This is a genomic window from Flavobacterium sp., assembly GCF_043720215.1.
Taxonomy (GTDB): Bacteria; Bacteroidota; Bacteroidia; order Flavobacteriales; family Flavobacteriaceae; genus Flavobacterium.
Genome location: NZ_JAYSSZ010000117.1, coordinates 1 through 12,283 on the forward strand (window position 1 = coordinate 1; position 12,283 = coordinate 12,283).

Consider the following 12,283-nt stretch of genomic DNA (forward strand, 5'->3'; position numbering starts at 1 on the left):
TTCTTTAAGAACTTCTTTTGTTTGTGCTTCGTCTTTATAATAACCCATCATTACATTTGGTCCTTTACAAAGAATTTCGCCATCCTGAGCAATTTTTACTTGTACATTGTCTATTACTTTACCAACAGTTCCTACTTTGAAACCCTTGTTTCTCATATCGTTTACCGATATTACTGGTGATGTTTCGGTTAAGCCATATCCTTCCATTACAGGAATATCTGCGGCTGCAAAAATTCTTGTTAATCTTGGTTGTAATGCGGCACTCCCTGTTACCATTAAATCTAGTTTTCCGCCTAAACCTTCTTTCCATTTACTGAAAATTAGTTTTCGTGCGATTTTAAGTTTTAATTCGTATAACCAGCCATTTGCTCCATATGGTTCATATTTAAGACCTAAATCTATTGCCCAAAAGAAAAGTTTCTTTTTGATACCTGAAAGTTCAGTACCCTTTTGATATATTTTATCGTATACTTTTTCTAAAAGCCTTGGTACAACTGACATAACAGTTGGTTGTACTTCTTTTATATTTTCGCTAATTTTTTCGATAGATTCTCCAAAATAAATAGAAACTCCATAATACTGGTATAAATACAAGATCATTCGTTCAAAAATATGACAAATAGGTAAAAAACTTAATCCTTTACTATTAGTCGCGTCAAAAGGTATTCTGTTTGAACTATCTAAGACATTAGATACAATATTTTGATGCGAAAGCATGACGCCTTTTGGTTTTCCAGTAGTTCCAGAAGTATATATTATGGTAGCTAAATCAGTAGTTTGAACTGCATTTTTTCTTTCTTCAACTTCACTTTGATTCGATTGTTCTTCACCAATAGTAAGTACTTCTTTCCAGTTTTTGCAACCTTCTATTTCATTAAAAGAGAAGACATCTTTAAGATTTGGGACATTATTTTTAATCAGATTTAGTTTTCGTAAAACCTCTGTATCAGAAACAAAACAATATAATGCACCACAATGATTAAGGATGTATTCGTAGTCATCTTCAGAAATAGTAGGATATATGGGTACATTTTGGGCTCCTGTTTGTAGGATTCCAATATCCATAATATTCCATTCGGTTCTATTATTGGTTGATATTACAGCAATTTTATCGTTTTTCTGAATTCCCATTCGAAGTAAGGCTCTCGAAATGGTATTTGCTTTATCGATATATTCTTGCGTAGAAGTTTTTATCCATACTCCATCTTGCTTTGTGACTAAAGCATCAGGTAAATTTTGTTTATCTAATTGGTAATAAGGGAAATCGAATAATCTTGTAATCTTGGTCATTCTTAATTAGGCGTTAATTTTAATGCAAATTAATAAAAATTAACAAGAATTACAATTTTTGATTTATTTAAAGTCTATTGAAAGAGAATTTACACAATATCTAACACCAGTTTTAGTTGGACCATCATCAAAAATATGCCCCAAATGTCCGCCACAATTGGCGCAAACGATTTCTGTTCTAATCATACCATGTGTGCTATCTTTTATATAGTTTACTTTACCAGGAATAGATTCGTCGAAAGATGGCCAACCACAATGCGCATTAAATTTTGAATTACTTTCAAACAAAGGTTCATTGCATCCGCCACAAACATAGGTGCCGTTTTCTACATGTAAATTATAGGCTCCAGAATGTGGATATTCTGTTCCTTTTTCTCGAAGAATTCTATATCTTTCTTGACCAAGTTCTAGTTTCCATTGGTCTTCGGTTTTTTCTATTGGATATTTCATATGTAGATAATATTTTTTTATTGGAATATGGTATATTTATGAGGAAACCTTAATTTATTGTTCATGATTTAGTTATCATAAATATTTCATGACTATTTTTTTGGAATAAAAATAATTGAAACTGAGTTGGTACAAAAGCGTTTTCCTGTTGTTTCCGCTGGACCATCATCAAAAATATGACCTAAATGTCCACTACAATTAGCACACATAACTTCGGTTCTTTGCATCCCAAAACTGGAATCAGTTTTATATATAATACTTCCTTCGATAGCTTGGTCAAAGGATGGCCAACCACATTCTGAATTAAATTTTGCATCTGATGTAAACAGCGGATTGTTACAGGCTACACAAGCATAATAGCCTTTTTCAAAGTGATTCCAGTATTTTCCCGAGAAGGAAGCTTCTGTTCCTTTTTTTCTTAAAACTTCATATTGTTCTGGTGTAAGTTTAGCTTTCCATTGGGCATCGGTTTTAGAAATTTTATTTTTAGTACTTACTTTTTCAGTTTTCTTTTCTTGACTTTGACATGAAGTTAAGCTGAGAACTAGGAAAGATAACAAAATGATTGTTTTTTTCATTTTTTGAGTTTTTAAATTTTAATAAAATTAATTGTTTTATCAATAACGGTTGCATCTCCTAGAATTTTGCGATGACCTAGTCTTTTTGTTATGAGTAATTCGCCGTTTGGAAGATTTTTGTAAATGTTTTTTGCGCAGAATACAGGAACTTCATTATCATTTTCATCATGAATAATAAGTGTAGGGATATTTACTTGCTTCGCTGCAAGATGTGATGCATAATTTTCCATAGGCTCATTGAATCGTTTTTCGAAAAGAGCACTCATTTTTGCAGCTACGATTGGTTTTAACTCAAGTCTTTTTACATATTCATGTAAAATATCTTCAACTTTATCACCGCTCCCTATTACTGCTAGTTTTTTTATTTGCAAACCTTGTTTTACAGAATTCAACAAAGCCATTCCACCTAGCGAATGTCCAACGGCTGATTCGAAAGGGCCGTATAGTTTTTCCAATTCAAGTATACATGCTATAAATTCAGGCATTAATGTTGTTGTAGTACTAGATTTTCCGTGTGCTGGCGCATCAAAACTTATAGTGGAATATCCTAGTTTAATCAATTCGTCTGCAAATTTTACCAATTGTGTACCACGACCTGACCAACCGTGTACTAATAATACTTTTTTACCGTTTGTGCCATAATGATAAACGACAATTTTTTTGTTTATTTTAGGAACAAAAACAATTTCTTGTTTTGTTTTTTGATCCATTATTAATTCTCTGTTTGGAGTTTTATGTTTTATAGGAGTTGTGAATATTCTAGCTGCCAATTTTGTAACTAATGAAGTTGAAAAAAACTGAGTTATTCGAACAGTGTATAAAATGATTTTTGGAATCTGATTTTCTTTCTGACGTTTTGCTTTCAAAATAATGTAGTTTAAATAGAGTGCAATTTAAGATTTTAATTTTTTTGGTATAAAAATTGAATCATAAATAAATCATAAAAATACTTTACTGTTTTTACGGTGAAAATTAAAAAAATGCATTAATTTTACTACATATAAAATAAATAAAAAAATGAAAAAAGTTATATTAATTTCAGCAATAGGGATTTTAGTATTTGCTTGTGCTACAAATCCATTTACAGGAAAAAAAACAATGGCATTAGTACCTGATAGTGAAATTTTTCCATCGGCATTTCAACAATATAGTCAGTTTCTATCAGAGAATAAAGTTCTTTCTGGAACTAAAGACTCACAAAGAGTTGAAAATGTAGGTACTAAAATAAAAGTAGCTGCAGAAAGATGGCTAACAGCTAACGGTAAAGGAAATTATTTAGCTAATTACCAGTGGGAATACAAGTTAGTAGAAAGCAAAGAAGTAAATGCTTGGTGTATGCCTGGAGGAAAAATTGTTGTGTATACAGGGATTTTACCTATTATGAAAGACGATGCAGGAATGGCAGCTGTTATGGGACATGAAGTAGCTCACGCATTGGCAAATCACGGACAACAGCGTATGAGTGCTGGAATGTTACAGCAATTAGGAGGAGTAGGAGTTGCGGTTGCAACGGGGAATAAAAGTCCCGAAACACAGCAATTGATTATGCAAGCTTATGGAGTAGGAAGTCAGGTAGGAGGAATGCTGCCTTTTAGTCGAGATCACGAAAGTGAAGCTGATATGATTGGACTTACGCTTATGGCAATTGCAGGTTACGATCCAGCAAATGCGGTAACACTTTGGGAAAGAATGTCAGCTCAAGCAGGAGGAAATGCACCGCCAGAAATTTTAAGTACACACCCATCAAATGCAACTCGTATTGCAAACTTAACTAGTTTATTACCACAAGCAAGAGCAGAGGCAGCAAAATTTGGTGTAACATTTAAATAATATTTTTTAAATAAAAAGTATATATTTGAAGCCATTCGTAAAAAAGCGAATGGTTTTTTTACGTTTCAACTATTTTTATATTTATGAAGACATTGCAAAAAGGAGAAAAAAAACTATTAAACGCATGGGCATTCTACGATTGGGCTAATTCTGTTTATAGTCTTGTTATTGCATCTGCTATTTTTCCAATTTTTTATGAAATGGTTTTCAAAAACAGAGGAAATAATGTAGTTTATCTATTTGGATATGAAATTAAAGATACTGCAATGATAACTTTTGTTACTGCATTAGCCTTTTTAATAGTGGCTTTTATTTCGCCATTTTTATCAGGAATTGCAGATTATGTAGGGAATAAAAAAGCATTCATGAGGTTTTTCTGTTATCTAGGAGGTTTATCTTGTATTTCCTTATATTGGTTTAATGTGGATAACTTTTTTTTAAGTTATTCAACCTATTTATTAGGATTAATAGGTTTTTGGGCAAGTTTAGTGTTTTATAACTCTTATTTGCCTGATATTGCTTATCCGGAACAGCAAGATAAAGTTAGTGCGAGAGGATTTTCGATGGGATATATAGGAAGTACAATTTTATTATTGATAAATCTTGGAATGGTAATGTTTCCTGAGAAGTTTTATATCACAGCAGAAAACCCTGACAGGGCAAGAGAAATTGCAATGAGAGTTTCTTTTTTGATGACAGGTATTTGGTGGATAGGTTTTAGTCACATAACGTATTATTATTTGCCAAAAGGAAATAGAGGACACAAACTTACGAGAGCTGTTTTATTTGATGGTTTTAAAGAATTAAAAATAGTTTGGAGTCAACTAAAACAAAACATTTTTCTAAAAAGATATTTATCTAGCTATTTTGTTTTTATCATGGCTGTACAAACTGTTATGTTAGTGGCTACTTATTTTGGTGCCACTGAAATAAATTGGGCAACTCCAAGTCAGAAAACAACGGGACTAATTATTAGTATATTAGTCATTCAGTTAGTTGCTATTTTAGGAGCTTTTTTAACTTCGAGAGCATCAGGTAAATTTGGGAATATTAATACTTTAATATTTCTAAATGCATTTTGGGCCATACTTTGTGTTTTTGCTTATTTTGTTACAGAACCCAATGAGTTTTATATTGTTGCTGGGTTTGTAGGATTAGTTATGGGTGGAATACAATCTCTAGCTCGATCTACATATTCAAAATTATTACCAGAAACTGAGGATACAGCATCCTATTTTAGTTTTTATGATGTAACCGAAAAAATAGGAATAGTAATCGGAATGTCTATTTACGGAATCATAGACCAAGTAACAGGTTCTATGCGTAATTCGATAGTATTTCTAGGATTGTTCTTTGTAATAGGAATAATTTTGCTTCTAAGAATTCCGAAAAATACATTATCAATCGAGAATTAATTATATATTTGAAAAAAAATCAAAACTAATTACCTACAAAATGAATAAATTAAAAAGTATTTCGACATTTTTATTCTTGTTTTCAATAACAATTTTAACTTCCTGTTCAGTTGAACCTTACGAAGGAATTATTCCAGATCCAAATGCTAATGCAAATACTGCGGGAACATATTTGATGACTGGATTTAATACATCGGTACCAACAGATTTGAATGGAGACGGAAACTTTTCAGGAAACCAAATGACCGAAACAGCTTGTTTCAATAATAATACTTTAGTTCTAAATATTGATAACACATTTACAGCTACTCAAAAAGGTGTGGAAATAGATTTTAGCGGAGCTACTAATGTTTTAGCTTGTTATGCAGATCCTAATATTACAGGAAGTTGGACTTTAGTAAATGGTACATTAACATTAACTTATATGGACACTGGAGTTCAATACAATGATGTATATACAGTCGTTGGAAATACTTTAAAAGCAACTATAAATCAAGGAGATGTTATCGGAATTGTTAGTGGTTCGCCAATAACTTTAACCGCAAATATAGATATTATATACACAAAACAATAAAAAGCAATTTTAGTACAAATCAAAATCCCAAAGCAATTTGGGATTTTTTTATGGCACAATCCTTGACTTATTACTGTGAAATTTGATTAAATAATTTCTTATTTATTGATTTTCAGATAAATGATTGTTTATAATGTAATAACTTTGCATAATAAACAATCTATATTTAATGACAAAATGACCTAAATACAATATGTCTCAACAAAAAATAATTACCATTGACAATTTGTCACTACAAGAATTTGATTCTGAAGCCGATTTAATTCCACTTCTTACACCAGAAGACGAGGAAGAGATGAATAATGAAGAATTACCATCAGAATTGTTAATTCTTCCACTTCGAAACACAGTACTTTTTCCAGGTGTAGTTATTCCTATTACTGCTGGAAGAGATAAATCTATTAAACTAATTGATGCTGCGAATGCTTCCGATAAAATAATTGGAGTCGTATCGCAAAAAAATGAAGAAGACGAAGATCCTACCGAAAATGACATCAATAAAGTAGGAACAGTTGCCAGAATTCTTCGTGTTCTAAAAATGCCTGATGGTAATGTAACCGTAATTCTACAAGGAAAAAAACGTTTCGAAATAGATAAAGTTACTGCTACAGAACCTTACATGAAGGCTTCTATAAAAGAAATTAAAGAAGAAAGGCCAACCAAAAAAGATAAAGAATTTTCGGCTATAATAGAATCGGTTCGTGATTTAGCTATACAGATTATTACCGAAAGTCCAAATATTCCTACCGAAGCTACTTTTGCAATCAAAAATATTGAAAGTAATTCATTTCTAGTAAATTTTGTTTCTTCTAATATGAATCTTACGGTTACCGAAAAACAAGATTTATTAGAAATAAATAAACTAAAAGAAAGAGCTTTAGCGACTTTGAAGTATATGAATTTAGAGTTTCAGAAACTGGAACTTAAAAACGACATACAATCTAAAGTGCGTTTCGATTTAGACCAACAACAACGTGAATATTTCTTGCATCAGCAAATGAAAACCATTCAGGAAGAACTGGGTGGCGTTTCGCAAGAAGAAGAAATAGAAGAATTACGTACAAAATCGAAAACAAAGATTTGGGATGAAAAAACGCAAAAGCATTTTGATAAAGAATTATCAAAAATGCAACGTTCCAACCCACAATCACCAGATTTTGGTATTCAAAGAAATTATTTAGAATTGTTTTTAGATTTGCCTTGGGGAAAATATTCTAAGGATAAATTTGATCTTAAAAAAGCAGAAAAAATCCTTGACAGAGATCATTTTGGTTTAGAAGATGTCAAGAAAAGAATGATTGAACATTTAGCAGTTCTTAAGCTAAGAAATGACATGAAATCGCCAATTCTTTGCCTGACTGGCCCTCCGGGAGTTGGAAAAACATCTATAGGGAAATCTGTTGCAGAAGCTTTAGGAAGAGAATATGTAAGAGTTTCTTTAGGTGGTTTGCGTGATGAAGCCGAAATTCGCGGACATCGTAAAACGTATATTGGTGCTATGCCAGGAAGAATTCTTCAGAGTTTAAAGAAAGCAGGAACGTCAAATCCAGTTTTTGTTTTAGACGAAATCGATAAATTATCTACAAGTAATCAAGGTGATCCATCATCTGCTTTATTAGAAGTTTTAGACCCCGAACAAAACAGCGAATTCTATGATAACTTCCTAGAAATGGGTTACGATTTGTCGAAAGTCATGTTTATCGCTACGTCAAACAATATGGCAACCATACAACCTGCGTTAAAAGATCGTATGGAAATCATCAAAATGTCTGGTTATACTATTGAAGAAAAAGTAGAAATTGCCAAACAGCATTTGTTACCAAAGCAATTAAAAGAGCATGGTTTAACTGCTAAACATTTACAAATTGGTAAAAAACAATTAGAAAAAATTGTAGAAGGTTACACACGTGAATCTGGTGTACGTGGATTGGAAAATAAAATTGCCCAAGTAATCCGAAATGCTGCAAAATGTGTGGCTATGGAGGAAGAATACAACATAAAAGTTACAGATGAAGATATTGTAAAAATCTTAGGAGTTCCTAGATTAGAAAGAGACAAATCAGAAAATAATGATGTAGCAGGAGTGGTTACAGGACTGGCTTGGACATCAGTAGGAGGTGATATTTTATTCATCGAATCCTTGATTTCTCCAGGAAAAGGCACCATGACAATTACTGGAAATTTAGGAACAGTCATGAAAGAATCGGCAACCATAGCTTTAGAATACATTAAAGCCAATGCTGAATTATTGGGACTAAATTCTGAAATGTTAGCCAAATATAATATTCACTTACACGTTCCAGAAGGCGCAACACCAAAAGATGGACCAAGTGCAGGAATTGCCATGCTAACATCTTTGGTTTCGGTATTTACACAGAAAAAAATCAAGAAAAGTTTAGCTATGACTGGCGAGATAACTTTGCGTGGTAAAGTATTGCCAGTAGGAGGAATCAAAGAAAAAATTCTTGCTGCAAAACGTGCAAATATCAAAGAAATTATTTTGTGTCACGAAAACAAAAGCGATATCGACGAAATAAAAGCCGAATATTTAACTGGTTTAACCTTTCATTACGTGAAAGAAATGCACGAAGTTTTGACGATTGCGATTACTAAGGATAAGGTTAAAAATGCTAAAACATTATAAATTAAAAACGGTTAAATTTTTTAACCGTTTTTTTTATAAAAAAATAATATCTTCGCTTCTGCGTTATATAGTTTTAAAAACGCCAAAAATAAATGCAAAAAAAATCTTTAATTCTCTTATTATTTATAATTTACACTTCGACTTATAGTCAAATAGGAGGGCAAGGCGTATACCAGTTTCTAAACCTGATTTCCTCTCCAAGACAAGCTGCATTAGGAGGGAAAACGATTACAAATTACGATTACGATGTCAATCAGCCTTTATTTAATCCAGCAAGTATAAATACCGAAATGGACGGACGATTAGCATTAAATTACGGAAATTATTTTGGAGATGTAACATACGGAACAGGCGCTTTTGCCTATACATATGACAGACACGTGCAAACAGTACACGGAGGAATATCCTATATAAATTATGGAAAATTTGATGGTCGCGACGAATCTGGAACCGAAACAGGAGAATTTACAGGAAGCGAGATCGCATTATCATTAGGTTATGCTTATAATGTTCCTAGAACAAAATTGTATTTAGGAGGTAACGCAAAATTTATTTTTTCAAATTTAGAAAGTTATAATTCATTTGGAGTAGCAGCCGATTTAGCAGCGTTATATGTTGATGACAAAAACGATATAAATTACGGACTCGTCGTACGAAATTTCGGAACACAAATTACCACCTACGATGGAGCAAAAGAAAAATTGCCGTTCGAAGTCATAGCGGGAGTATCGCAAGAATTAGAAAACGTACCTATTCGTTGGCATCTCACACTAGAAAATCTGCAACATTGGAACGTTTCTTTTTCAAATCCAGCTAGAAGTCAACAAACTATCGATGGAGAAGCAATCGAAGAAAAAGTAGGGTTTTTAGGAAACACTATGCGACACGTTATTTTTGGAGCTGAAATTTTCCCAAAAAAAGCATTTAGTTTGAGATTAAGTTATAATTTCCGTCGTGCAGCTGAACTCAAAATCTTAGAACAACGAACATTTTCAGGAATATCGGCTGGTTTCGGAATCCGTTTCCGAAAATTTAGATTCGATTATTCCTACTCACGATACACATTAGCCGCAAATACCAGTTTATTCGGATTAACGGTCAATTTATATGACAACGAAAAGTAATTTTTTATGCCTGACAGGTTTTCAAAACCTGTCAGGTATAAAATGTAATGAATAGCAAATTTTGAAGCAGAAATTGTAAAGTATTCAGGAAACATTATTCCTGCTATCGCCTTTAGTCTCGTCAAAAAAAAGACGAGAGCTATCAGCTCTATCAGGGCTACATACAAACTTTGCAATTACTATTAAACATTTTAATAAATTGAAAAAAATAACCATTGCCATCGACGGATTTTCGTCAACAGGAAAAAGTACATTAGCCAAACAATTAGCCAAACATTTAGGTTATATATATGTAGATACTGGAGCTATGTATCGCGCAGTAACCTATTATGCGATGCAAAATAATTTTATCAATCACAATGGTTTTGATAAAGAAGCTCTAATAAAAGACTTATCAAAAATTACACTTACCTTTCAGTTTAATATAAATTTAGGCTATGGCGAAATGTATCTTAACGGGATGAATGTCGAAAACGAAATTCGAACCATCGAAGTATCTAGTTTTGTAAGCAAAGTAGCTGAAATTTCTCAAGTTAGAGCCAAACTAGTCGAGCAACAACAAGAAATGGGAAAAAACAAAGGTATTGTCATGGACGGTCGTGATATAGGAACAGTAGTTTTTCCTGATGCCGAACTCAAAATATTCATGACAGCCAGCGCACAAACACGTGCGGAACGTCGTTATAACGAGATGTTATCTAAAGGGGATAATGTTTCATTTGAAGAGGTATTAAAAAATGTACAAGAACGAGATTATATAGACACGCATCGCGAAGATTCACCACTTGTAATGGCAGATGATGCCATCGAAATAGACAATTCTCATTTATCTAGAGAAGAACAATTTCAGGTTGTTCTTGATTTGTTTAATAATATTTAGGAAAATTTATTTGTAGAGTTATTTTTATTGTTAGTTTTACGATTCAAAAATTATAACCGATTTAAAAACTAAAAAATGAACATTAAAAATAGATTAACAATTATGAGCTTTCTCCAGTTTTTTGTTTGGGGAGCTTGGTTAATTACAATTGGAACTTATTGCTTTAACGCGAAAGGATGGACTGGAGCCGAGTTTGGTGCAATTTTTTCCACATTAGGTCTTTCTTCTCTGTTTATGCCAGCATTAACAGGTATTATTGCTGATAAGTGGTTAAATGCTGAAAAATTATATGGTCTATTACATATTTTCTATGGAATAATTTTGTTTTTTGTTCCAAAAGTTAATGATCCAGATACTTTGTTTTATGTGATTTTTGGAGCTATGATTTGTTATATGCCAACAATTTCATTGTCAAATTCTATTGCTTATACTATTTTAAAAAATAATAAATTTGATGTTGTTAAAGTTTTTCCGCCTATTCGCGTTTGGGGAACTATAGGTTTTATAGTGGCTATGTGGTTTACTAATATTTTTAGTTCACCAACTCCTCCTGAAATTATAAAAGATTTAGGTTTAAGTGTTGGAAACGCATTAGCAGGAGTTACTGGAAGTCCTATTTACGCTAATCAGTTTTATATTGCGGCTTTTATGGCCATTGTTTTAGGAATTTATTCTTTTACGTTGCCTAAATGTCCTCCGCAAAAAACAATTTCTGGAGATGCATCATTTGTTGAGCAGCTTGGTTTAACAGCATTTAAATTGTTTGGAAGTTATAAAATGGCATTGTTTTTTGTGTTTTCCATGTTTTTAGGTGGTGCGTTGCAATTGACTAATATGTATGGTGATGCATTTTTAAATGATTTCGCCAAAATTCCTGAATATAAATTATCTTTTGTGGTTCAGTATTCAACGATAATTATGTCAATATCTCAGATTTCTGAAACAGTATTTATTTTAGCTATCCCATTTTTCTTGAAACGTTTTGGAATTAAACAGGTGATGCTATTTTCTATGATAGCTTGGGTATTGCGTTTCGGATTATTTGCATTTGGTGATCCTGTAGAAGGTTTATGGATGATTATTTTATCCTGCATCGTTTACGGAATGGCTTTCGATTTCTTTAATATTTCAGGTTCTTTATTTGTTGAAACGACAACCGATTCTAAAATACGTTCTTCAGCTCAAGGTTTATTTATGATGATGACCAATGGTGTAGGAGCTTATTTAGGAAGTAAAATTAGCGGTTATGCTATAGATAATTACTTTACGCAGAATGATGTTAAGGACTGGCACAACATTTGGTTTTCATTCGCTATTTACTCATTAATTATTGCAATTGCTTTTGCAGTTTTATTTAAACATAAACACAATCCTAAAGATGTAGAAAGTGTAAGTCATTAAATCTTAATGATTATGACTAGTCCTAAATAATCGATACAGATTATTAGACAAAAATAGATAAATTAAACAGCACCAAAAACGTTTTTGGTGCTGTTTT

Annotated in this window: 11 protein-coding genes; 7 read left to right on the plus strand and 4 right to left on the minus strand. The window is 32.3% G+C overall.

All coding sequences use genetic code 11. The features are described 5' to 3' along the window. The 4 genes from ACHZC3_RS05625 to ACHZC3_RS05640 all read right to left on the minus strand — a co-directional run. Positions 1-1,290 (minus strand): AMP-dependent synthetase/ligase (locus ACHZC3_RS05625; RefSeq protein ID WP_394758901.1); only part of this gene is annotated, 1,290 nt, incomplete at its 3' end. Between the two features lie 63 nt (positions 1,291-1,353). Continuing rightward, a complete protein-coding gene (gene msrB, locus ACHZC3_RS05630) occupies positions 1,354-1,740 on the minus strand; it encodes a peptide-methionine (R)-S-oxide reductase MsrB (protein ID WP_394758902.1) in 387 nt (128 codons plus the stop codon). A 92-nt stretch (positions 1,741-1,832) separates the two neighbouring features. Continuing rightward, positions 1,833-2,318 (minus strand): peptide-methionine (R)-S-oxide reductase MsrB, encoded by a 486-nt coding sequence (gene msrB, locus ACHZC3_RS05635; protein WP_394758903.1) that lies wholly within the window; start codon positions 2,316-2,318, stop codon positions 1,833-1,835. 11 nt (positions 2,319-2,329) lie between these two features. After that, positions 2,330-3,184, minus strand: a complete 855-nt coding sequence (locus ACHZC3_RS05640) for an alpha/beta fold hydrolase (RefSeq protein ID WP_394758904.1) — start codon at positions 3,182-3,184, stop codon at positions 2,330-2,332. Positions 3,185-3,335: 151 nt separating this feature from the next. Between ACHZC3_RS05640 and ACHZC3_RS05645 the strand changes: the two genes are divergently transcribed. The 7 genes from ACHZC3_RS05645 (at position 3,336) to ACHZC3_RS05675 (ending at position 12,186) form a co-directional block, all read left to right on the plus strand. Next, a complete protein-coding gene (locus ACHZC3_RS05645) occupies positions 3,336-4,148 on the plus strand; it encodes a M48 family metallopeptidase (protein WP_394758905.1) in 813 nt (270 codons plus the stop codon). An 83-nt stretch (positions 4,149-4,231) separates the two neighbouring features. After that, positions 4,232-5,563 carry an MFS transporter gene (locus ACHZC3_RS05650; RefSeq protein ID WP_394758906.1) on the plus strand — a complete coding sequence of 444 codons (1,332 nt, stop codon included), beginning with the start codon at positions 4,232-4,234 and terminating at the stop codon, positions 5,561-5,563. Positions 5,564-5,603: 40 nt separating this feature from the next. Next, positions 5,604-6,137 (plus strand): hypothetical protein, encoded by a 534-nt coding sequence (locus tag ACHZC3_RS05655; RefSeq protein ID WP_394758907.1) that lies wholly within the window; start codon positions 5,604-5,606, stop codon positions 6,135-6,137. 193 nt (positions 6,138-6,330) lie between these two features. Beyond that, complete coding sequence (gene lon, locus ACHZC3_RS05660; RefSeq protein ID WP_394758908.1) at positions 6,331-8,781, plus strand: endopeptidase La; 2,451 nt, start codon at positions 6,331-6,333, stop codon at positions 8,779-8,781. A 92-nt stretch (positions 8,782-8,873) separates the two neighbouring features. Beyond that, positions 8,874-9,905: a type IX secretion system protein PorQ gene (porQ, locus tag ACHZC3_RS05665; RefSeq protein ID WP_394758909.1), complete on the plus strand. Its 1,032-nt coding sequence runs from the start codon at positions 8,874-8,876 to the stop codon at positions 9,903-9,905. A 199-nt stretch (positions 9,906-10,104) separates the two neighbouring features. Then, positions 10,105-10,785 carry a (d)CMP kinase gene (gene cmk / locus ACHZC3_RS05670; RefSeq protein ID WP_394758910.1) on the plus strand — a complete coding sequence of 227 codons (681 nt, stop codon included), beginning with the start codon at positions 10,105-10,107 and terminating at the stop codon, positions 10,783-10,785. Positions 10,786-10,860: 75 nt separating this feature from the next. Beyond that, positions 10,861-12,186: a nucleoside permease gene (locus ACHZC3_RS05675; RefSeq protein WP_394758911.1), complete on the plus strand. Its 1,326-nt coding sequence runs from the start codon at positions 10,861-10,863 to the stop codon at positions 12,184-12,186. The last annotated feature ends 97 nt before the right edge of the window (positions 12,187-12,283 follow it).

Excerpts from the sequence above, each read along its gene's own strand:
- ACHZC3_RS05655 (WP_394758907.1), top strand. The coding sequence starts at position 5,604 with ATGAATAAATTAAAAAGTATTTCGACATTTTTATTCTTGTTTTCAATA.
- lon (WP_394758908.1), top strand. The coding sequence starts at position 6,331 with ATGTCTCAACAAAAAATAATTACCATTGACAATTTGTCACTACAAGAA.
- ACHZC3_RS05645 (WP_394758905.1), top strand. The coding sequence starts at position 3,336 with ATGAAAAAAGTTATATTAATTTCAGCAATAGGGATTTTAGTATTTGCT.
- ACHZC3_RS05675 (WP_394758911.1), top strand. The coding sequence starts at position 10,861 with ATGAACATTAAAAATAGATTAACAATTATGAGCTTTCTCCAGTTTTTT.
- porQ (WP_394758909.1), top strand. The coding sequence starts at position 8,874 with ATGCAAAAAAAATCTTTAATTCTCTTATTATTTATAATTTACACTTCG.
- msrB (WP_394758902.1), bottom strand. The coding sequence starts at position 1,740 with ATGAAATATCCAATAGAAAAAACCGAAGACCAATGGAAACTAGAACTT.
- msrB (WP_394758903.1), bottom strand. The coding sequence starts at position 2,318 with ATGAAAAAAACAATCATTTTGTTATCTTTCCTAGTTCTCAGCTTAACT.
- ACHZC3_RS05650 (WP_394758906.1), top strand. The coding sequence starts at position 4,232 with ATGAAGACATTGCAAAAAGGAGAAAAAAAACTATTAAACGCATGGGCA.